20 protein-coding genes and 2 tRNA genes are annotated in these 20760 nt (G+C 51.7%); 20 read left to right on the plus strand and 2 right to left on the minus strand.

All coding sequences use genetic code 11. The annotated features are described in order from the left end of the window. The first annotated feature begins 76 nt into the window (after positions 1-76). From Q7K71_06190 to rdgB, 11 genes are all read left to right on the plus strand, one after another. Positions 77-877, plus strand: coding sequence for a type IV toxin-antitoxin system AbiEi family antitoxin (locus Q7K71_06190; protein MDO8675684.1), 801 nt, complete (start codon positions 77-79; stop codon positions 875-877). Beyond that, positions 861-1739 carry a nucleotidyl transferase AbiEii/AbiGii toxin family protein gene (locus Q7K71_06195; protein ID MDO8675685.1) on the plus strand — a complete coding sequence of 293 codons (879 nt, stop codon included), beginning with the start codon at positions 861-863 and terminating at the stop codon, positions 1737-1739. The genes Q7K71_06190 and Q7K71_06195 overlap by 17 nt, the downstream gene beginning before the upstream one ends. After that, positions 1739-2695 (plus strand): RsmB/NOP family class I SAM-dependent RNA methyltransferase, encoded by a 957-nt coding sequence (locus Q7K71_06200; GenBank protein ID MDO8675686.1) that lies wholly within the window; start codon positions 1739-1741, stop codon positions 2693-2695. The genes Q7K71_06195 and Q7K71_06200 overlap by 1 nt, the downstream gene beginning before the upstream one ends. 62 nt (positions 2696-2757) lie before the next feature. Then, complete coding sequence (locus Q7K71_06205) at positions 2758-3498, plus strand: hypothetical protein (GenBank protein MDO8675687.1); 741 nt, start codon at positions 2758-2760, stop codon at positions 3496-3498. Between the two features lie 20 nt (positions 3499-3518). Continuing rightward, positions 3519-4538, plus strand: a complete 1020-nt coding sequence (locus tag Q7K71_06210; protein MDO8675688.1) for an N-acetylmuramoyl-L-alanine amidase — start codon at positions 3519-3521, stop codon at positions 4536-4538. Continuing rightward, positions 4522-5337, plus strand: coding sequence for a glutamate racemase (gene murI / locus Q7K71_06215; protein ID MDO8675689.1), 816 nt, complete (start codon positions 4522-4524; stop codon positions 5335-5337). Before Q7K71_06210 ends, murI begins: the two co-directional genes overlap by 17 nt. Next, positions 5312-5692 carry a 6-carboxytetrahydropterin synthase QueD gene (gene queD, locus Q7K71_06220; protein ID MDO8675690.1) on the plus strand — a complete coding sequence of 127 codons (381 nt, stop codon included), beginning with the start codon at positions 5312-5314 and terminating at the stop codon, positions 5690-5692. Before murI ends, queD begins: the two co-directional genes overlap by 26 nt. Beyond that, positions 5685-6401 carry a 7-cyano-7-deazaguanine synthase QueC gene (gene queC, locus Q7K71_06225; GenBank protein ID MDO8675691.1) on the plus strand — a complete coding sequence of 239 codons (717 nt, stop codon included), beginning with the start codon at positions 5685-5687 and terminating at the stop codon, positions 6399-6401. The genes queD and queC overlap by 8 nt, the downstream gene beginning before the upstream one ends. A 35-nt stretch (positions 6402-6436) precedes the next feature. Continuing rightward, on the plus strand, positions 6437-7126 hold the full coding sequence (locus tag Q7K71_06230; protein MDO8675692.1) for a 7-carboxy-7-deazaguanine synthase QueE: 690 nt from the start codon (positions 6437-6439) through the stop codon (positions 7124-7126). Between the two features lie 110 nt (positions 7127-7236). Next, positions 7237-7626 (plus strand): preQ(1) synthase, encoded by a 390-nt coding sequence (gene queF, locus Q7K71_06235; protein MDO8675693.1) that lies wholly within the window; start codon positions 7237-7239, stop codon positions 7624-7626. After that, positions 7613-8230 (plus strand): RdgB/HAM1 family non-canonical purine NTP pyrophosphatase, encoded by a 618-nt coding sequence (gene rdgB, locus Q7K71_06240; protein ID MDO8675694.1) that lies wholly within the window; start codon positions 7613-7615, stop codon positions 8228-8230. Before queF ends, rdgB begins: the two co-directional genes overlap by 14 nt. On the opposite strand, the gene Q7K71_06245 is transcribed toward rdgB, so the two are convergent. Together Q7K71_06245 and Q7K71_06250 are read right to left on the minus strand one after the other, a co-directional pair. Beyond that, positions 8211-10880, minus strand: coding sequence for an AsmA-like C-terminal region-containing protein (locus tag Q7K71_06245; protein ID MDO8675695.1), 2670 nt, complete (start codon positions 10878-10880; stop codon positions 8211-8213). The two genes, rdgB and Q7K71_06245, sit on opposite strands and share 20 nt — an antisense overlap. Before the next feature lie 22 nt (positions 10881-10902). Then, positions 10903-10976, minus strand: a tRNA-Pro gene (locus Q7K71_06250). Between the two features lie 84 nt (positions 10977-11060). Here Q7K71_06250 and ptsP point away from each other — a divergent pair. From ptsP to Q7K71_06295, 9 genes are all read left to right on the plus strand, one after another. Next, positions 11061-13310, plus strand: a complete 2250-nt coding sequence (gene ptsP, locus Q7K71_06255) for a phosphoenolpyruvate--protein phosphotransferase (protein ID MDO8675696.1) — start codon at positions 11061-11063, stop codon at positions 13308-13310. Next, positions 13310-14863, plus strand: coding sequence for a hypothetical protein (locus tag Q7K71_06260; GenBank protein ID MDO8675697.1), 1554 nt, complete (start codon positions 13310-13312; stop codon positions 14861-14863). Before ptsP ends, Q7K71_06260 begins: the two co-directional genes overlap by 1 nt. A 323-nt stretch (positions 14864-15186) precedes the next feature. After that, positions 15187-15600, plus strand: coding sequence for a group I intron-associated PD-(D/E)XK endonuclease (locus tag Q7K71_06265; GenBank protein MDO8675698.1), 414 nt, complete (start codon positions 15187-15189; stop codon positions 15598-15600). A 213-nt stretch (positions 15601-15813) separates the two neighbouring features. Further along, positions 15814-15890: transfer RNA gene (locus Q7K71_06270), tRNA-His, on the plus strand. A 78-nt stretch (positions 15891-15968) separates the two neighbouring features. Beyond that, positions 15969-17186, plus strand: a complete 1218-nt coding sequence (locus Q7K71_06275; GenBank protein ID MDO8675699.1) for an ATP-binding protein — start codon at positions 15969-15971, stop codon at positions 17184-17186. Between the two features lie 112 nt (positions 17187-17298). Beyond that, positions 17299-17880: an NAD(P)H-dependent oxidoreductase gene (locus tag Q7K71_06280; protein ID MDO8675700.1), complete on the plus strand. Its 582-nt coding sequence runs from the start codon at positions 17299-17301 to the stop codon at positions 17878-17880. A gap of 235 nt (positions 17881-18115) precedes the next feature. Next, positions 18116-18937 (plus strand): alpha/beta hydrolase, encoded by an 822-nt coding sequence (locus tag Q7K71_06285; GenBank protein MDO8675701.1) that lies wholly within the window; start codon positions 18116-18118, stop codon positions 18935-18937. Positions 18938-18946: 9 nt separating this feature from the next. Continuing rightward, positions 18947-20065, plus strand: coding sequence for an ABC transporter permease (locus Q7K71_06290; GenBank protein ID MDO8675702.1), 1119 nt, complete (start codon positions 18947-18949; stop codon positions 20063-20065). Beyond that, complete coding sequence (locus Q7K71_06295; GenBank protein MDO8675703.1) at positions 20055-20756, plus strand: ABC transporter ATP-binding protein; 702 nt, start codon at positions 20055-20057, stop codon at positions 20754-20756. The genes Q7K71_06290 and Q7K71_06295 overlap by 11 nt, the downstream gene beginning before the upstream one ends. Positions 20757-20760 lie beyond the last annotated feature (4 nt).

The raw sequence follows: 20760 nt of genomic DNA on the forward strand, positions 1-20760 counted from the left end.
TCTATTGACAAAGGGAGAAGATGTGATAAATTGGTCATGTAAAAAAAGTGTATGAGAGTTATTCTAAAGATAACCTATGATACCTGAAAATACATCAAAGACCTTAGGCCCGATCGAGACCAATATCGTCGCCCGCTTAACATACGAGAAAAAGTTGATCGTCACTGTAGAGGATCTCGATCAATTATTTAAACTCGCCCCAGAGGATAGAAAACAGGTTGTTTTCAGGCTCAAAAGGAAAAAAATACTGGACCCTATAAAGCGCGGCGTCTATGCCTTTTCCCCGCTTGAAGCCGGCCCGGAAGGGACAGGGATCGATGAACTGCTCATTCCTCCGCTTTTTTTCCCAAAAAAGAATTACTACGTCGGTTACTCAACCATGTTTAATTACTACGGTTTTTCGGAACAACTTTTTCAGACCGTATATGTTCTTAATACAACCTTACGTATGGAAAGGATCATTTGCGGTATTTCCTATAAGTTCATAAGAATTCCGGAAAGCCGCATCTATGGCCGGGAAATCATTAAAGTGAAAAATACGGATGCCCTCGTCAGCTCTAAAGAGAGGACGCTCATCGACCTTCTTTATTTTAACAAGCCGGTCGGCGGCATTAATAACGCCGTCCAGATCTTCAAACAAGTTGTTGAAGAAAAGAAATGTGATATCAAGAAGCTCATTCAATACGCCGCACGTTTTCCAAATATCACGACCAGAAAACGCGTCGGCCTGATCCTTGATGATTTAGGCATTACCGAAACCACCCTTAGCCCGCTTATCAAAAGCGTGGCAAAAACCGCGCTGAGTTCGCTGACTGGATCGCGCAAAGGAACGCTCAACAAAAAATGGAGAGTCATTGTTAATGATCCACAAAAATAAAGAAGAATTTATAAAAACCCTTGAAAGAGCGTCCAGGAAGAAAGAGTTTTTATTGCCTCTATTGGAAAAAGATTACTATTTAACGTTGGTCCTTTCCCGGGTGCACGAGCTTTCAGAAGACCTCATTTTTAAAGGAGGGACATGCTTAAATAAGATTTATTACGCATATTATCGTTTGAGCGAAGATCTTGATTTTAGTATGAAGCTCCCACAGTACGAAGCGACGCGCGGCGAAAGACGCAAGTGTATCCAGTCGGTGAAGGACCATATAAAGAAGTTTGTGGAGCCATTAGATATAAAGATCGATGGATCGGACAATCCTGGGCGCAACGAATCCAAGCAGTATGTATATTATTTTGTTTATCAATCAGCTCTACGCCAGGTCGAAGCAAAAATTAAATTTGAGATCGGCCTTAGGTATAATCCGATCCACGCGACAGAGAAACGCCAAGTCCAACATAATTTTTTGCATCCCTTTACCGGAGAACCGTTATTTGATGGAGGCAAGGTCAATTGTTTGTCCTTAAAAGAGATCGTGAGTGAAAAGCTCCGGGCCGCGGCCTTAAGGAAGACCATCGCGCCGCGCGATTTCTATGACCTCGATTTTATTTTGCGTAATCAATTCAACCTTGCGGACCAGGAAGTGATAGATCTTTTTGAGAAAAAGATTAAGGAAGATGGCGGAGATCCGGATTTAGCAAAGTATCGCACCAATCTCGGGCGATCCAATGATGAAATCAAGGACATGCGTTCACGGATTGAAAATGAATTATTTGACGTATTAACGCCGGGCGAACGTGAGCATTTTGATCTCGACAAGGCGCTGATGAGGATAAATGAGGCTTTAAAAGGGCTGAAATAATGATGCCGGTTATCCGCGCGGATGAGAAAGTGACCTCTCTCGCGCTTCCCCAACCGTTCCTGGAACGCTTGCGTTCCATCATTCCAGTTCCCCTCTTGCCGCAGGTCGAGGGTTCTTTTTCTGCAAAGACCCACGCGGGACTTCGCGTCAATACCCTTAAGACCACGGTGCCGGAAGCGAAAGCATTCCTTAAAGGTATGGACATCTCCTGGCAGGAGGTGCCGTGGTGCTCCTACGCTTTGTGGGTGCCGGTACCATCGCTTAAGGAAATTTTAGCGTCGTCGTGGGCTTCGGAAGGAAAATTGTACAGCCAGGGTGTTGAAAGCCAGATCCCGGTTTTGGTTTTGGATCCCAGGCCCGGGGAAACGGTTTTGGACTTATGCGCCGCGCCGGGCAGTAAGACGACACAGATCGCCGCTCATATGAACAATGAAGGCACGCTGGTGGCCAACGAACCGGTGCGGGACAGGTTTTTCCGGCTAAGATCCGTCGTGGACTTGATGGGCGCGCGGGTCACTCTCAAGATGGTGGACGGACAGCGTTTTGACGGCCGCGGGACCCTGTTCAACCGTATTTTGGTGGATGCCCCGTGCAGTTCGGAGGGCCGTTTTAACGTCCATGAACCCAAGACCACCCGGTATTGGAGTGTGCGAAAGGTCCATGAAATGGCGCACAAGCAAAAAGGCCTGCTCCTGAACGCCAGCCGTCTTTTAAAACCCGGCGGGATTTTGGTCTACGCCACGTGCACGTTCGCCGTGGAAGAAAATGAAGCGGTGGTGGACTGGTTATTGCGCAAGACACAAGGCCTCCTGTCTTTGGAGCCGGTCGCTTTGGACGGCGTGCCGTCTTATCTGGCCCAAACACCCGTCGCCCCTCAAGCGGCGCGCTGTTTAAGGGTATTGCCGGATGGGCGCATGGAAGGTTTTTTTACGGCCAAATTTGTTTTAACAGGTTAAATTCTTGACCATCCCGTGAATTTGTACGAAAATGACACATGATTTGCTTTCGGATATCCACTATGCGCCGCATGTTGTTTCTTTTATTTTTTGTCGTTTTTTATTCCCCTGCTATTTTTGCCCAGCAAGGACCGTCAGAGAGCCTGACGCTGGACATTAACGTCGTCCAGATCGTGCTCAATGATGAACACCGCGACGGGGTGGACTGGGAGGCCATTGTTTCGGATTTTCACGTACTCCCCTTAAAAAAAGAGGACAATTCTTTCTGGATGGATAAAAGATACCGTTTAAGCGCCGGCACCGTTTCCGCCGAGGATTACGCGGTTTTGCTGGACGCTTTGGACACCGTCGGAAAGATGTCGCAGATCCCGCAGGAAAGCGTGCGCTTGACGATGGATGAACCCCTGGCTTCTACTTTAAGTTTAGGCGAAGGCAAGGAGCAGACGGTACGGCTTGGACTGCGTTTTGCCTCTTCGGTCCATGCGGGCCCGTCCATCGTCATCGAGCCGGCCATCGGGGTGATCTTCAAAGACGGGGGCAAGCCGCCGGTGGCCCTGACCTTAAAGACCCAGACCCAGGCCGCGATCAAGGAAAACACGATCATTATCCTGGGCGGACTTACGGAGGAAACCGAGATCACCAAAATGCATAAATTCCCCATTTTGGGCAACCTGCCTTTGGTCGGTCTGGTTTTTCGTAACCAGGGCCGCTGGATGCAAAAGACCGAGACCGTGATCTTTCTGATCCCGCGCGCGCAGGCCGTTGACGCAGAACAACCACAGCAGCCCCCTCAAACCCAATGACAGTCCGTCTTTTAAAGGCGATGGCATGTTCATGTCTTTTGTTTTTCGTCAGCGGTTGTGCCACTGTGCCCCTGCCCGTGAGCGCGCCGTTGCCGGGAGTGTCATTGAACAGCGTGTGCGACCGTTATGGCGTGGCCTGGGAATTTGACGGTGTAACACAGGTGGTCCTGTTGGAATACAAAGGGGCCATGGCCAAAGCGCTCGTCGGAAGTCCGGTGGTCTTAGTCGGCAAGGAAAAGGTCATCTTAAGCGCGCCCTTGCGCCGCCGGCAGAGCGTTATTTACGTACCGGAGGATTTTGAGTCCAGGGTCCTGGCGCCTTTTGGAGTGGTGCTGGGACGCAGGGGGCTGGTCGCCGACATGTCGATGTCTAAGGTCCGCACCATTGTGGTCGATGCGGGCCACGGCGGCAGAGATCCGGGTGCCACCGGAACGACCGGCACTAAAGAAAAGAACGTGGTCCTGGACATCGCCAAACGATTGAGGGGCCTGCTGGAAGGGGCCGGTTTCAAGGTCATCATGACGCGCACCCGTGATGAATTTATACCGCTCGCCGATCGCACCGTGATCGCGTCCCGGCCGGACATTGATCTTTTCGTCAGCATTCATGCCAACTCCAATCCGTCGGCCAAGACCAGGGGGGTGGAGACCTATTACGTCAAGACCGTTGACCAGAAAGACCTGGACGAGGACCAGCGTCAGAGGAATGAAAAGGTCTTTGCCAGAAGTTTGAACATGGAATATTCGCCGCTGTTGGCCGGCATCGTCGCGCAGATGATGTACGACCACAAGATCGGCGAATCCCGCAAACTCGCCGAAGAGATAGCCCGCGGCGTTTCCCGCGATGTGAGCGTTCCCAACCGCGGGGCAAGGGCCTCCCGGTTTTTTGTCGTGCGCAACACCATCACTCCGGCCGTCCTGGTTGAAACGGGGTTTTTGACCAATGCCCGGGAAGAAGAAAAACTTAATTCCGGCGGATACCGTCAGCGCATGGCCGAAGCCATCACCCGCAGCATCATTGATTATGCCACAGCCCTTTAGTTCCGACGCTCCCATTGGTGTCTTTGATTCCGGTCTCGGCGGCCTGACCGTGGTCAAGGAGATCACCCATGCCCTGCCCAATGAGCGGGTGGTGTATTTCGGGGACACCGCGCATGTGCCTTACGGCAACAAGTCCAAAGAAACCATCATCCGTTTTGCGACCCGGATCGTCACCATCCTTTTGAAATACAAGGTCAAGATGGTGGTGGTGGCCTGCAATACCGCCTCCAGTTTGGCCCTGGAGACCCTTCAAAGGAAATTTTCCGTGCCCATCGTCGGGGTCATCGAGCCCGGCGCCCGCAAAGCGGCCGTATCAACAAGGAACAAAAAAGTCGGTATCATTGCTACCCAGAGCACGATCAAAAGCGGACGCTATGTCCGCAAGATCCTCGAGCTTGACGGGCGCATCATGGTCACCAGCAAGGCCTGCCCGCTGTTCGTGCCTTTGGTTGAGGAGGGGTGGTTTGACCACCCGGTGACCGTTTCGGTCGCGCAAGAATATTTAAAGGACATGAAGAGGGCCAAGGTGGACACTCTTATTTTGGGCTGTACCCATTACCCGCTGTTAAAAGGGGTGCTGGGCCGTGTCGTCGGGCCCAAGGTCAACCTGGTGGATTCCGCCACGGAAGTGGCGGGTGCCGTGAAAGACATCCTCGTTCGCAAAGGACTGCTGCGCATGGCCCTTAAGCCCGCCCGCCACACCTATCTGGTCAGCGACGAGCCGGAATTGTTCAAACGCCTGGCCGTCCGATTTTTAGGCAACAGCGTCAAGAATGTCCAAAGGTACCGCGATGTTTGAAGTGACGGTCAAAGACCATGTCGCCTCCGCCCACCGGCTGGCAGGGTATGAAGGTCCCTGCAAGGACCTGCACGGCCACACCTGGCATGTGGAGATTGCCGTCGTCGGGGACCAATTGGATGCGGTGGGCCTGCTTGCGGATTTTAAGGTCCTGAAGAAAAAATTGAAGGATGTCCTGGATCCTCTGGACCACGCGTATTTGAACGATCTGCCCGCTTTCAAGGGCGTTAATCCCACCACCGAGAACCTGGCCCGCCACGTTTATCGTGCCTTGGCCCCGGCTGTCAGGCCGCTGAAACTCAAGCACGTGCGCGTATGGGAAAGCGAAACCGCCAGCGTGATTTATTATGAATAAAGCAGTTGTCTTATTGTCCGGGGGGCTTGATTCCTCGACGACGTTATATCATGCCCTTCAAAAAGGGTATGCCTGTCATTGCCTGGTCTTTGATTACGGCCAGAGGCATAAGAAGGAAATACGTTCTGCTGTTGCCGTAGCCAAGGCCGCCGGTTGTCCCTATGAGATCGTCCGCATCGGCTTACCGTGGAAAGGCTCCGCCTTGCTGGACAAAAAAGTCAAGGTCCCCGAGGGCCGGCGTCTGGATGCCAAAGATATCCCCGTGACCTATGTTCCTGGCCGGAACATCATTTTTTTAAGTTTCGCCGCTTCTTTTGCCGAGGCCGTGGGGGCCGGGGTCATTTTCATCGGGGCCAATGCCGTGGATTACTCGGGCTATCCTGATTGCCGTCCGGAGTTTTTCAAGGCCTATGCCGGAGTGCTGGCGCGCGGGCTTAAGGCCTGTGTTGAGGGACGGACGATCAAGGTTGAGACGCCGCTCATTCATTTGAGCAAATCACAGATCGTGCGCCTGGCCCAACGGCTGAAGGTGCCCACCCATCTGACATGGTCGTGTTATCAAGGCGGACAAAAACCCTGCGGCGTATGCGATAGCTGCCGTTTACGAGCCAAGGGTTTTGCAGGGTCGGGATTGCAAGATTCATGCGTGGTGCGGGTGACTTCGGTGGGGGCCCCCCGGCGCGCGCAGGAACGAGCACGACGGGGGTGACCGAAGACAGGACCCGCCCTTAGTGATTGGACAAAATGAACGCAAAAATCATGGAAATATTCCCGTCGGTGCAGGGAGAAGGTACATATGCCGGAGTACGGCAAGTATTTGTCCGTTTCTTCGAATGTAATATGCACTGCACGTGGTGTGATACGCCCAATTCCATCGGCGACACCGTGCGCAATTATCAGGAGATGGGGCCGGATGAAGTTGAGGCCAAGGTCCGCGCCTGCGCGTCCGGATGCCACTCGGCGAGTTTGACCGGAGGCGAACCGCTGCTGCACAAGGACTTTATCCGGGCGTTCGCGCCCCGTTTAAAAGCCATGGGCCTGAAAAATTATCTGGAAACCAATGGCACCCTTCCTGATGCTTTGGCCGAAGTGATCGATGTCATGGACATCATCGCCATGGACATCAAACTGCCCAGTTCAACGAAAGAAAAGCCGTTCTGGCAGGAACATAAGGATTTTTTGCGCATCGCCCGGCGCAAAGAGGTGTTCATCAAGACGGTCATCACCAATGATACGGAGGCCTCCGACGTGCGGCAAGCCGCCCTGCTCGTGGCCGGCGTTGACGCGTGCATCCCGTTCATCCTTCAGCCCAATTATTTTGAAATGAAGCAGGGCGTCGTGGCCAAATGCGGGGACCTGGCAAAAGAGTGTGCAAAAATTTTGAGCGATGTTAGAATACTGCCCCAGATCCACAAATTCATGAAATTAAGATAATGGCAAGGGCGGGTCCTGTCTTCGGTCACCCCCGTCGGTGCTCGCACCAGCTGCGCGCCGCCGGGGGGCCCCCACCGAAGCCACCCGCACCACGCCATAGGAAGGAAGGAATGAAAAGCTCCTACGAAGGCCTGCAAAAGAACATCCGCAAATTGAAGACCCCGGCCATCGAGGTGTGGGACAATCAATATCCCGACCGCGATTATACGGTGGACATTGCCATCCCGGAATTCACCTGCATCTGTCCCAAGACAGGTCTGCCGGATTTCGCCACCATCAACATCAGTTACAAGCCCGCCAAGACCTGCCTGGAATTAAAATCTTTGAAGATGCATTGCGTGTCCTACCGTAGCGTGGGCATCTTCCACGAACATCTGGCCAATAAATTTTTGGATGATTGTGTCAGGGCCTGCCATCCGCGCTGGATGAAAATAGAGGTCGTGATGAACCCGCGCGGCGGCATCGCTACGACCGTGACCGCGGAGTATGCATACACGTAGAGGTGCCGTGAAAGAATTGATCGTCGCGTCCCGCAACAAAGGCAAGGTCAATGAGATCAAGGAATTGTTGGCCGACCTGCCCGTCAAAGTCACATCTCTCCTGGATTATCCTAAGATTTCCGACGTGGTCGAGGACGGAAAGACCTACAAGGCCAATGCGTTAAAGAAAGCCGTGGCCGTCGCCAAAGCCACCGGCAAGATGGCCTTGGCCGACGATTCCGGCATAGAAGTTGCGGCGCTGGGGAATGCGCCGGGGATCTACTCCTCGCGTTTTGCGGGCAAGGGGGCCGGTGAGAAAGACAAAAACCGAAAATTATTTGAAATGCTTCAAGGCATGCCGATGTCCAAACGCCGGGCGCGTTACCGTTGCGTTGTTGCCCTGGTGGATGGCAAGGCCAAAGAGATCAGCGTTGCGCAGGGGACATGCGGCGGGTATATCACTACAGAAGAGCGCGGTACCAATGGTTTCGGTTTTGACCCGGTTTTTCTTTTAAAACGTTACGGCAGGACCTTTGGGGAATTATCACCGTCTTTAAAAGCAAAGATATCCCACCGCGCGCGGGCGCTCAAAAAGATCAAGGACGTCATTCAAAGATCGATTTGAGGATGGTGTTGATGACCCTGGGGACGGAGATCTTTCTGTCAAACTTCGGGTTGGTGATCTTATCGTAGATATGCACGGTTAAGGTCTGAAGCACGTCCTGGGCGATGGGCGGCACTATTCCGCTGGTCATGTCCACCACGATCGTCAGATCGCAGATCTGGTCAAAATCCACCCACCCCTGGCCCAGCAGGACGATGGTCGGGCTTTTCATGCGCAGATTGTCCGTCATGATCTTCCGGTCCTTGACCGTAAAATTGCCCTCCACGTCGGTGATCATCAACTGGCCCAGGCGCAGGGCTTCGTTGAGAACATCCAAAAGCCCTTTGAATATTTTGAATTCCGTTAAGAAGCCCTCCCGAATGGCCAAAGACCCTTTGGCCTCCAGACCTTTGATATCAGACAGCATCCCCTTGGACAACATGGTCATGTAAAACTTGCCGTTGATCTCTTCCGCCTTGAGGTTGGGGATGTCATTTTTAAGTTTATGCAGGTCCAGCCCGTCAATGTTCAAGGCCAGATCAAAGGGGATACCCGCGCCGTTCAGGTCGCCTGAACCCACGGCATGGAGCTTTCCATCATAGACATTGGCGTCCGCCGTCAGGTTGCTGATCGTTCCTTCGCGCTGGCCGACGGTGATGTGAAGGTCATTGGCCGTGTACCCCAAAATGGAAACGGACGCGCTTTGGAGGGTGGCATCGGTGGTCCAACGTTTCCAGTCCGGTACCGGGCCTTTGATGGCCGCGTTGACATTGAGGGTGCCGGACGGTTTAAGCGCCTCAAAGGCCTTTTTTTGTTCTTCGGGCAAAAGAACGGCAACGTCTTCCAGACGAAAAGTCATTGTGGTGTTAATGTTCAGGACCGGCGGATCGGCTGGCGACAGGACGGCATTGCCGCTGGCGCCAAAGGCGATGTTCAAATATTTTCCGGTCAATTCATTGATGGTCAGGGTGTCCCCGTTTTTGCGGATATCAACTTTTAACTGCACGTCTGCTCCGTCCAGCGTGGTTTTGATGACGGGATCCTTGAAATCATTAAGGCCTCCGGTCAACGTGTAGGCCTTGCCCAGATAAGTCCCGGTAAAATTGTTCCATGTCAGCGCGTCGGGGGCGCCATCCAGGTGTCCGGAGATGCCCGTGACGCTCTGGTTGAATGTTTTGCTGGCCACGTTCACGCCGGCAAGTTCGGCCGTGGCTTTGATCTTCGCGCTTGAGGGGTCCCCGGCAAGACCCTCGAATTGCACCTGGAACGATGCTGTTCCGCTGACTTCAAGCCCGTACTGATCCATGATCTGAGGGAACGCATCTTTGAGTTTGGCAAGGTTGATCCTGTCCGCTCCTGCCCGGATGTTCAGGACAGGCGTCTTGAAATTCAATACTGTTCCCGTTGCTTTGATGTCGGTGTCCAATACCTGAAGGACAAGGCTTTTGATGGTCAGTTCATCGGTTTTGAACGCGGCGTCGAGGCTGATGTTCTTGAATGGCGCGAAGGGGAAACCGTTGGCCTGGCCATCAGCCACGCTCACGTGCCCGGTATAGGTCAAGGCCTGCGGGTCTTTCAGGGGATAAGAGGCCTCGACGTTCATGGTGATGTTGCCGGTCAAGGACTGTTGTGCGTCAAGGACAACGGCGGCATTGTCCGCCTTGATGTCCGTCAGCATTTCAATGCTGCGCTCATTTTTCATTTGGATGATCAGCGGCTTCAGGGTGAAGTTCCCGCGGACTGTTTGAGCGTCCATCCGGATATCCGTATTCTTTGTCGTCATGGTCGCGGTGATCTGAAGACCGTTTTTGTCCTGACGGGCCTTAATGTCTTCTAAAGCGACGTCGCTTTTGATGCTTTGGTCTTTAAAGGAAACATCCAGGCCTTTGAGGGCCGCGTTGGCGCGCACGGTGAGGGTGTTCCCGCCATGGTCAATGCTCAATTGGACTTTCTCGACGGTGCCGGCCTTCCATGACAGCCCCTCAACGGGAGGCAGGAAGCGCAGGTATTCGGCGGGGCGGATGTTCTTGAGATCAACGTCCGCGTGCAGGTCCTGGTTGAGCGGCTGATAATACCCACGGGTGGTGACCAGGCCCTGTGTCCGGGGTAAAGAGGCCGACACATCAAAAGCAATGCCTTTGTAAGACAGGGATATTTTCAGGTTGAGGTTGCCTAGAATTTCCGTCCAGTTACGGCCGTTGGAAACATCATTGATGCGGACCTGTCCATTGCTGATATTGATCCCGGTCACGGTCACGGCCACAGGCGGCCCCCCAGCCGGCGGCGCAAGGAGGTCGCTGAAATTCCATTCATCCACCCCTCGACGTATGATATGCACAAAGGGATGTTCCAGGTTGATAAACGGGATGGTGACCTTGTATTGTTTGGCCCCGGGGATGACAATGAGGCCGAAGGACAGGCGATCGGCTTGCAGGAAGACCTGATCTTGCGAGCCCTTTTGGTAAACCTTGAGTTTTTCGACGATAAATCCTTTGACCCAGTTGAAATGCAGGGCTTCGAATTCAACTTTGCGTTTGAGGAACGCCTCGGCCTGGGAGGTGACGAATTTCTTGGCCTGGACCGGGAGGATGACGCGGTTCACGTAGACCGTCAGCGCGGTCAGGAAAAAGACGACGGCGGCAATGATGATCAGGGGCTTTTGCCACTTCATAAGCACCGGCATTCTGTTAAGATCGGGGGACAGGGATTCGAACCCTGGACCTCTTGCTCCCAAAGCAAGCGCGCTAGCCAACTGCGCTATCCCCCGTCGTGAAGCAGATAAATCAGTATTTTTTAGTATACCATGTTAAAACATTGAAATCAAAACGAAGGTCTATATAATAGAGGCATCATGAAACGCGACCACGCCAAACTCATCTGCGATGTCGGTGAACTGACCGGGCTTTTCCATGACGCGCCGGGCATGGAGGATTTTCTTAGGAAAATAACCGCCATGATCACCCGGCACATGGCCTGCGAGGTCTGTTCCATCTACCTTTATTATCAGGACAGCCGCGAGCTTGTCCTGAAAGCCACCACCGGATTGAACCCGTCTTGCGTCGGGCATGTGAGAATGCGCCTGGGGGAAGGATTGACGGGTCAGGCCCTCAAGGAGCGCCGGCCCATCTGCGAAGGCCGGGCCAAAGATAACCCGCATTTCCGTTATTTCCCCGGGATCGGCGAGGAGAAGTTTGAATCGTTCCTGGCCGTGCCCATTTTGCGCGGCACCGTTGAAATAGGGGTCATGGTCATCCAGAGCGAGAAGAAAAATTATTTCACGCCCGAGGACATCCAGATCTTCCGCGCCGTGACCTCCCAATTGGCCGCCACCATTGAGACCGCCCGGCTTCTCATCACCCTCAACGACAAGGAACGTCAAAAGCGCGCCCCCGCCGTTGCCGCGGACCTGAAATTCGTCAAAGGCCGTTCGGGGGCCGAAGGCGTGGCCCTGGGCAATGCCGTTGTCGTGGATGAGGCCATGACAGACCTGCAGCGGTTCACCCAGACCTCCCACACGCACACCGAAGATGATTTTCACAAAGCCGTGCAAGCGACCGAGGCACAATTGGAGGACCTTCAGGAGCAGGTCGAGACAACACTGTTTGACGTGGCCGCGCTCATCTTTACGGCGCAGATCCTTATGCTTAAGGACAAAGGATTTTCAGATGTCATCGCCGCTCAGATCCGCCATGGCGTCGATCCGCCGCAGGCGGTCGTGTCCGTGGTGCAGGAATATGTCCGCAAATTCGCGTCCATCAACGACAGTTATTTGAGGGAAAAAATTTACGACGTCAAGGACATGGGCCGGCGCGTCCTGGAGAACATGACTGGTTTAAAAGACCCTCACGCGGATTTCGAGGGCCGCATCGTCATTGCCCGTGAACTTTTTCCGTCGGATGTGCTGAAACTTTTTTCGCAAAAAGTCAAAGGCATCATCCTGCTCAACGGCGGGGTGACCTCGCACGTGGCGATCCTGTCGCGTTCATTGAACATTCCTCTGGTCATCGCCGATGAACCCGGGCTTTTAGCTGTGCCCGGCGGCACCCGGGTCCTTTTGGACGCGGTCATGGGCACCATCCATATCAATCCTGATGAGGACACGGTCCGCAAGGTCCTGGACCGTGAGGACCTCAACAAAGACCTGGACCGCCTCAAACGCCTGATCCGGGAACATCCGAAGACGAAAGACGGCGTTGCCGTCAAACTCATGGCCAACATCAATCTGTTGGGGGACCTGAAGGCCGCCAACGAATTCAAGGCCGACGGCATCGGGCTTTACCGCACGGAATTCCCGTTTTTGATCCGCAGCAATTTTCCGTTGGAAGAAGAACAGTATCTGATCTACCGCCGTCTTGTGCAAGGCATGCCAGGCAAAGAGATCACGTTTCGCACGCTCGATATCGGCGGGGACAAGATCCTGCTGCATTACAATTACGGCAGGGAAGAGAACCCGTTTTTGGGTCTGCGGTCCATCCGTTTTTCCTTAAAACACAAGGATGTGTTCATCCAGCAGATACGGGCGATCCTGCGCGCGGGCCACGGCCACGACATGCGTGTTTTGTTCCCCATGATCTCTTCGGTGGACGAATTTTTGGAAGCCAAAGGCATTGTGCAGGAATGCGCCCATGACCTGGCCAAAGAAGGCATAAAATATATTAAAGACCCGCCCATAGGGACCATGATCGAATTGCCTTCGGTCATTGAGATCATTGACGAATTGGCCCAGGAAGCGGACTTTTTGAGCATCGGCACCAATGACCTCATCCAGTATCTGCTCGCCGTGGACCGCAACAATGAAAAGGTGGCGGACTTGTATATGCCTTATCATCCGGCGGTGTTAAGGGCGCTCAAGAAAGTGGCGGATGCCGGACTCAAATACGGCAAGGACGTGTCCGTTTGCGGGGACATGGCCCATTCCGTCCAATTCCTGCCGTTTTTATTAGGGATCGGTTTGCGGCGTTTCAGTATGGACGCGCGGTATTTACCCAGTGTGCATGAAAAGTTAAGCACCATTGTTCTGGCCGAGGCCGAAATCAAAACGCGGGAGATCCTTCAACAGAGCAAGGCTGTCCGCACCGCCCAATTGCTGGACGATTTCTAATGCGCGACCGTGTCCTGACGATCCTCCTGCTTGTTTTTCTGTTCGGCCTGTTCGCCGCGGACCTGGCCCGGCCCATCAATTTGACGGCGGTGGACATCGGCCGTCACGTCAAGAACGGGGAACTTCTCCTGCAGGGGCAATGGGACCTCCTGCACAGGAATTTTTATTCCTTCACGCATCCCGATCATCCGTTCATCAACCATCACTGGCTGTTCGGTGTCCTGTCCTACGGCGTGCATCAATGCGCCGGGTTCACGGGCCTGTCCATCGTTTATATCGGGGTATTGCTGGGGGCTTTGTTCTTTTTTTTGCGCGCGGCCGCTTTGCGCGGACATTTCGCGCTGGCCATCTTTTTCGCGTTTTTGTCCCTGCCCATTCTGGCCGACCGACGGGAGATACGCCCCGAGGGGTTAAGCCTTTTATTCATGGGGCTGTATTTTTATCTGTTGACCAAACTGTCTTTGGGGCAGGTCCGGCAACGGACGGTCTTGATCATTTTGGGAATAACGCAGGTCATTTGGGTCAATACCCATATTTTCTTTTTTATGGGGCCGTTGCTGACGGCGATATTCTTGTGGGAAGGGTATGCGCGCAAATGCAGTGTATGTGTGCGCGCCCTGTGGCCTTTGCTGATCCTGCTGTCGGCGGTCGATCTCATTAACCCCTCGGGATTGGCCGGCGCCTTGACGCCGTTGAACATTTTTAAGGAATTCGGATACCGTCTTGCGGAAAATCAGACGGTGTTTTTTATGATGGACCGTTTCCCGGGCCAGAAGGAATACGCGTATTATCTGGGGCTGGTCCTCGTTGCCGTCGTCGGGATCATTTTGGCCGTGCGCGCGCGGGGATGGAAGGCCAACGCGCCGTTCATTCTGCTGGCCGTGTTCGCGGCCTGCGCCGGCCTTAAAGCCGTGCGCCTGATGACGCCCTTCGCGTTTTTTCTGGTCCCGCTGGGGTCTTTTTTTTACGGCCAGGCCGAGGGGAAGTTACCGCCAAAAATACAGAAAACCATCCGCGTATTTTTGCTCGCCGCCGCCCTCGTCCTGGGCGTTATCCAGGCGTCGGGTTTGCGCAACAGCCCCATCGGTGTGGGTCTGGCCCCCGGGGTGAATGTGTCAGCGGAGTTTTTCAAGCAAACCGGCATCCAAGGGCCGGTGTTCAGCAATTACGATATCGGCGGATATTTGATCTATCATTTGTACGGCCGGGAGCCGGTGTTCGTGGACAATCGGCAGGAGGCCTTCCCGCCGGAATTTTTTAAGGGAACGTATGTCCCGATGCAGGAGGACAAAGAGGTCTGGAAAAAAGCGGACGGCCGCTGGGGGTTTAACGCGGTGTATTTTTACCGGCATGACCTGACCCCGTGGGGACAGGCCTTCCTTGTCCGGCTGGTGGACGACCCGGACTGGGCCCCGGTGTTCGTGGATGGATATACGATCATTTTTTTAAAACGCAACGGCCCCAACCAGCGCGTCATTGACCGTTTCCAACTGCCGCGGTCCATGTTTTCGGCGTCCGGCCCCGCCGTTGGCGGGGCTGGACAGGCCGGATGAATTTTGTTAGGATTGAGGCCTGATTATTCAACATATGCGCCTGTAGCTCAGTTGGATAGAGCAACAGCCTTCAACAGGAGCCTTCATGGGGAAAAAGAACCCATGAAGTGGACGTCGCTAAGTCGGTAGATACCCTTTAGGGGGCAATACCGAGCTACCCAAGTGGGGAGTGTAGAGACTTTACACGGCGGGGCTGAGATGCCCAAGAGAAAGTCCGGCCAGCAACTCCCGCTTTTGCGGGACGGTTAAGGCAACTTAATGCTGGAAGCTAAGCTGTAGGTCGCACGTTCGATCCGTGCCAGGCGCGTTTTTTATTTAACTCGATGCATCATACAAAAGATAAAGCAGATATAGGTTTTTGTAAGGTCATTACGGATCTTACGATGAAGGGGTATGTGCCATGCATACCTTTTTCAGAACATCAAGCGTTTGATCTTGTTGTGGTTGGGCGGGACGGCACCACTTTCAGGATCCAGATTAAATACTCAACATTAAGGAAGAATGGGTCTGTGGATGTCCGGTATAGGAGAAACTGGGCGGATAAGCACGGCGTACACACCAGAATTTATTCAAAAGACGAATTCGATTATTACGCGATTTATTGTCCAGAGAAAGATGCAGTGCTTTATGTCCGTAATACTCCGGATTGCCCGAAGTCGATCCGTTTTGATAAGCCAGCCAACAATCAGATGCGGCATATTAAATGGGCAAATGACTATTTGAAAATCAAGAAATGATATCAGTTGGGCGGCGTTATTCTTGTTGAGTGTTTTTGGGTTTTTTGGTAATGTATTGCCCTTTTCAGTACTGTTGTCATTCCCGAATGTTTCTGTCGGGAATCCAGACACGGCTTTATCGTACAATGGTGGGTGCCCCGCATGTCTGGAATAAACATTATGGAATGCGGGACGACCAACCACTTTTTCTGGGACAAAAAAACGTAGTAAGTGGTGGGTGTAGCTCAGTTGGTTAGAGCGGAAGATTGTGGATCTTCAGGTCGCGGGTTCAAATCCCGTCACTCACCCCATTTTGACCCTTAATCTGTTATAAGGAGCATTGAATTTTGCCTTGACATATGTCAGGATGTAACATAAGATGTTAAATTATGACAATCTATCAACCGCGTGAAATTACGAAAACATTAATTGAGTCGCTTGAAAACATGCCAGTGGTGGTGCTTTCCGGAATGCGCCAGACGGGTAAAAGCACCCTTCTTTTAAACCAGCCGCAATTAAAGAAAAGAAGGTATGTCAGCTTCGATGATTTTAACACTCTCGAATTAGCCCGCAGTAATCCGGAGGAGCTCCTGTCCGGTAAAGAACCCATTACTATTGATGAAGCGCAAAAGTATCCTGAGATCTTAAATGTTATCAAGAAAGAAGTGGATAGAAATCGCAAGCCCGGGAGATTTCTCTTAAGCGGATCGGCTAATTTCTTGCTCCTTAAAAAAGTCGCCGAAAGCCTGGCTGGCAGGGCAGTCTATATGACTCTTCATCCATTTACTCGAAGGGAAATGTTAGGGGTTATTAAAGAAAAACCGGCCCTCGCGTGTTTTATTGATACCGGCGCGTTTCCTAAACGTGAAATCAATCCTGTTTCGTTAAAGGAAATCTTAAAAGGCGGTATGCCTTCCGTATGCCTTGGCCAGGTAAAAAAGCCAGAGGTGTGGTTTCGCGGCTATGAACAAACATATCTGGAGCGTGATATACGCTCCTTAGCTCAAGTGGCGGATTTGGTATCATTTCGAAATCTTTTGCATCTGGTGGCTCTTCGGAATACAAAGATCTTAAACATAAGTGAGCTTGCTCGTGACGCGAAACTAAACGTTGTCACTGCCTCGCGCTATCTTTCGCTTATGGAAGCTTCATTTATTTTAAGCCGAGTTCAGCCCCATTTTAAAAATAAAACAACCCGGCTTATTAAATCTCCTAAAGTATATTTATCCGATACAGGGCTGTCCGCTTACCTTGAGGAGATCAAAGATTCAAATGTAAACGAGATGGCAAGAGGGGCGTTGTTGGAAAGTTACGTGGCGCAGAATTTAGAGGGAATATTTTCCGCTTATTATCCCGACGCGAAGATTACCTATTGGAATATTCAAGGCAGATACGAGGTCGATTTTATTATAGAGGTGGGTGGCAAAACGCTCGCGATTGAAGTAAAAAGCGGCAGCCGGTGGAAAGAAAGCGATCTGGCAGGCATAAAAGCGTATTTAGCCAGCAATAAAGAATGCCTTGGCGGATTATTGGCTTACAATGGCCGCGATGTTTTAAGGCTTGGCAAAAACATATGGGCTGTTCCGGTTAATTTATTGTTAAGTTAGCCCAATGTTAAGAGGCCATTAAACAGGCCTGCCTGCCGTCAGGCAGGTTCTGACCTGTTTGAGCCAGCGACCCCCCAGTAATTTTCAGCAAAGAGGAATGGAGTTTTAAAAAATGGATCTACTTATTTTCGCCGGCTCTCTGCGGGCCGACTCTTGTAATAAAAAATTTGCCCGGGAAGCGCTGCGTTTAGCCAAAGAAGCCGGGGTTGAGGGCGAATTCCTGGATCTAAAGGATTACCCCATGCCACCCTATGATGGAGACATTGAAGCCGCCTCCGGCATTCCCGAAACAACGATCCGTCTTGGAAAGAAAATTGCCTCTGCGGATGCCCTGCTGATCTCCACCCCGGAATATAACGGCAGTATTCCGGGAGTTCTTAAGAATGTTGTGGATTGGCTTTCCCGCGAAAAGCCGGTATCTTTAAGCGGCAAGCATTTGCTGCTTTTGGCGGCCTCTCCGGGCGCTTTGGGTGGTGTTCGCAGTTTGTGGCATTCACGTCAACCGTTCGAAGTGCTCGGCGTACACGTGTTTCCCGCGATGGTGGGTTTACCTAATGCTTACAGCGCGTTTGATGAACAAGGTCAATTAAAAGAGGAAAAAACCCTGCAGAATTTGCGGAAAATATTGGACCAATTTATTAAACATGCAAGCACAAACCTGGGAAAAAGTCTATCTGATCCGCCCCACACTTGACCCCGCACTTGTTGCCAATGCGAAACCGAAAGGCGGAGAGATTACCATGAAATAATAAATTGATATTTTCATTTTTCATGGTATGGAATGTCGCGCCTTTCACAACTTCATTGGGGGTAGCGGTACTTCATGGAAAAGCTATTCATAAAAAGATCGATGTCGTACCGTTTGAAACTATTACAGGCGGGATGAAGGCGATGTTCTAGCAGGACAACAAAGAAAGTAATTAAAAGTAATGATAATACCTGCCAAGCCGGTTACCAGAAGCATTGCCAACATCGACCGTTTTCAAATTCCTTACCGGATATACGGGCGAGGAGCCGAAGTCCTCGTTTGTATTAACGGGATCCAGCAGTCCATGGCGATTTGGATTGACTTTGTCCGCCGGTTCTCTCATAAATATAAAATCCTGCTTTTTGATTTTCCCCATCAGGGTAAAGGCCTGGTTAACGCGGGTTCTGCGGATGTTACTCTGTCCGAGCAGGTTGAGATCTTAAATGAATTGCTTATGACCGCCGGGATCCAAGAGAAGCTCACGTTATGTTCGGCCTCGTGGGGAGGCGTAGTTGCGGCGAGTTTCACCATTCGTTACCCCCACCGGACCAAAAAACTTATTTTGGCCGGGATCGGCACCAAACCAAATCAAACAATGATCGATACGATCACGCGGGGATCGCGACTTCCCATGGAAAACCGCCTGGAAATAGCCGAAACATTGATCAGTAGTTTTGGCCAAGACCTGCCTTTAAAAGTAAAAGCCGCCATTATCAGCCAATTTGAACGTATGGACCAAAAAGCGTTAGCTTCCTTTTACCAGCACGGCTCGTTTATTCTTGCCTGCGGGGCCCTGCATAAAGTGATCGATCTAAAGAGCATCACCTGCAAAACCATCCTGTTAAGGGGCGAAAATGATACGATCATTGACCCGGAAGATCTTATTTTATTGGCCTCTGAGATCCCCGGCTCACAGATCAGGACGATCAAGGGGGCGGGCCACTTCCTTCACCTGGAAAATGATAAACTTCTGGACGCCTACGCAGATATCCTGGGCTCGTAAGAGACCACCATGAACATAGTCCATTTTATTATCAAAGATATTTTCCGGAAAAAGATACGCGTGTTTTTAACGATCCTTGGGATCAGCGTCGGTATTTGCGTGTGCATCATGATGCTGGGGGTGGGAGAAAGCATTAAGAGTTCATTTCAGGACACCTACAGCAAGCGTCAGATCGATCTGATCATTCAAGAGAAGGACCAGCTGAGTATTTTGTTAAGCAGGGTCGATGCCGGTATCGCCAAGCAAATAAAAAACAATCCAGCGGTCGAAGATTCCTCCGCGACGCTTCTTTACATCCATAAACTTAAGGATTCAGCGGTGCCGGTCTTTGGCTGGGAACCGGACAGCTTTTTATTTGATGCGGTCAAGATCACGGCGGGGCGGCGTCCGGTCCTTGATCAGAAAGAAGCCATCGCCGGACAAGCGCTCATGCGCAGCCTTAAGAAAGAAAATACCCGGCAGATAAAGATCAAGGGCGTGTCTTTTGATGTTGTCGGTGAGTACAAAAGCACGAGCCCTTTTGAACAGTATGCGGCCGTGCTCCCGCTGGCGGATCTTCAAACAGCCATCCACGAACAGGGCAAAGCGAGTTTTATTAATATCAAACTGAAGCCCGCTGATCGTACCGACGCGGCCATGGAGAATATAACCAGGGAAATAGAAAACAGCGCGCCGCTGGTTTCGGTCATGCGTTCCGATGTCTTTATCGCCGAAAAAACAAAGTTTATCGTCGTGGGCGAGAAATTCTCGTTCCTGATCAGCATCATTACCATTATCGCGGTGGCCTTAGGATTGGCCAATACGATGGTGACCTCTATGTTTGAAAAAAGGAAATTCCTGGCCATTTTGCTTGCGTTGGGCTGGCAGAAGATCGAGATCGCCGCACTATTTGTGTGTGAATCTCTGGTCGTGTCCTTGATCGGAGGCATGATAGGGATCTTTTTGGGCTTTAAAGGGATCACGTATGTCTTTGGCCTGACCAGCATCCAGGCCTTTGTCCCTGTACTGGATCTTGTTTTAATAAGTAAAATAGTGGTGATGATCCTGGTCAGCGCCATATTTGCCGCGATCGTTCCCATATGGATAACGTTAAATTCTAACCCCATTGAGGTCATCCGTGGCGAATAGAGATGCCGTCCGGAAAGAAATTTTTCGCACGGTCCATTTGCGCAAATATTATCCGCAAACCCAATCGTCGGCCCTGCATGACGTTAGCTTAACGATCATGAAGGGGGAATTCGTCGGGATCAAAGGGCCCAGCGGCAGCGGCAAGAGCACCCTGCTTTATATTTTAGGAGGCCTAATTCCTCCGACTTCCGGTGAGGTTTATTTTTATGATCAGCCGCTTCACGGCATAAAGAACAAGGCCATATACCGCCGGGAAAATTTGGGTTTTATATTCCAGGATTTTTATCTGTATCCGCATTTCACGGTATTGGAGAACATGCTTTTCCCACTTCTGCACCATCTGATCATTCCCAAGAACATCATCAAAAAAGCGGAAATGCATCTGGAATATTTAGGCCTGGGCGCAAAGAAGACAATGCCGGTGGAAGTTCTTTCAGCCGGAGAGCGCCAGCGGGTTTGCATCGCACGGGCATTACTGCATGATCCCCAATGTATTTTGGCCGATGAGCCCACCGGAAATTTAGACAGTCAGAACGCTAAGAATATCCTCGATCTCCTGCAAAAGATCAACAGGGAGTACGGGACCACCATCCTCATGGTGACCCACGATGATCAGGTGTCCCATTACGCCCATCGCCTGGTCCACATGGTGGATGGGAAATTAAATATTTGTGGCATATTAAACTTTTAGATGG

This window comes from Candidatus Omnitrophota bacterium (assembly GCA_030650275.1).
Taxonomy (GTDB): Bacteria; Omnitrophota; Gorgyraeia; order Zapsychrales; family Fredricksoniimonadaceae; genus JACPXN01.

Excerpts from the sequence above, each read along its gene's own strand:
- ptsP (MDO8675696.1), top strand. The coding sequence starts at position 11,061 with ATGAAACGCGACCACGCCAAACTCATCTGCGATGTCGGTGAACTGACC.
- rdgB (MDO8675694.1), top strand. The coding sequence starts at position 7,613 with ATGCATACACGTAGAGGTGCCGTGAAAGAATTGATCGTCGCGTCCCGC.
- queF (MDO8675693.1), top strand. The coding sequence starts at position 7,237 with ATGAAAAGCTCCTACGAAGGCCTGCAAAAGAACATCCGCAAATTGAAG.
- Q7K71_06265 (MDO8675698.1), top strand. The coding sequence starts at position 15,187 with ATGCATCATACAAAAGATAAAGCAGATATAGGTTTTTGTAAGGTCATT.
- Q7K71_06190 (MDO8675684.1), top strand. The coding sequence starts at position 77 with ATGATACCTGAAAATACATCAAAGACCTTAGGCCCGATCGAGACCAAT.
- Q7K71_06290 (MDO8675702.1), top strand. The coding sequence starts at position 18,947 with ATGAACATAGTCCATTTTATTATCAAAGATATTTTCCGGAAAAAGATA.
- Q7K71_06285 (MDO8675701.1), top strand. The coding sequence starts at position 18,116 with ATGATAATACCTGCCAAGCCGGTTACCAGAAGCATTGCCAACATCGAC.
- Q7K71_06200 (MDO8675686.1), top strand. The coding sequence starts at position 1,739 with ATGATGCCGGTTATCCGCGCGGATGAGAAAGTGACCTCTCTCGCGCTT.
- Q7K71_06230 (MDO8675692.1), top strand. The coding sequence starts at position 6,437 with ATGAACGCAAAAATCATGGAAATATTCCCGTCGGTGCAGGGAGAAGGT.
- Q7K71_06210 (MDO8675688.1), top strand. The coding sequence starts at position 3,519 with ATGGCATGTTCATGTCTTTTGTTTTTCGTCAGCGGTTGTGCCACTGTG.
- Q7K71_06260 (MDO8675697.1), top strand. The coding sequence starts at position 13,310 with ATGCGCGACCGTGTCCTGACGATCCTCCTGCTTGTTTTTCTGTTCGGC.
- murI (MDO8675689.1), top strand. The coding sequence starts at position 4,522 with ATGCCACAGCCCTTTAGTTCCGACGCTCCCATTGGTGTCTTTGATTCC.
- queC (MDO8675691.1), top strand. The coding sequence starts at position 5,685 with ATGAATAAAGCAGTTGTCTTATTGTCCGGGGGGCTTGATTCCTCGACG.
- Q7K71_06205 (MDO8675687.1), top strand. The coding sequence starts at position 2,758 with ATGCGCCGCATGTTGTTTCTTTTATTTTTTGTCGTTTTTTATTCCCCT.
- Q7K71_06245 (MDO8675695.1), bottom strand. The coding sequence starts at position 10,880 with ATGAAGTGGCAAAAGCCCCTGATCATCATTGCCGCCGTCGTCTTTTTC.
- Q7K71_06280 (MDO8675700.1), top strand. The coding sequence starts at position 17,299 with ATGGATCTACTTATTTTCGCCGGCTCTCTGCGGGCCGACTCTTGTAAT.
- Q7K71_06275 (MDO8675699.1), top strand. The coding sequence starts at position 15,969 with ATGACAATCTATCAACCGCGTGAAATTACGAAAACATTAATTGAGTCG.
- Q7K71_06195 (MDO8675685.1), top strand. The coding sequence starts at position 861 with ATGATCCACAAAAATAAAGAAGAATTTATAAAAACCCTTGAAAGAGCG.
- queD (MDO8675690.1), top strand. The coding sequence starts at position 5,312 with ATGTCCAAAGGTACCGCGATGTTTGAAGTGACGGTCAAAGACCATGTC.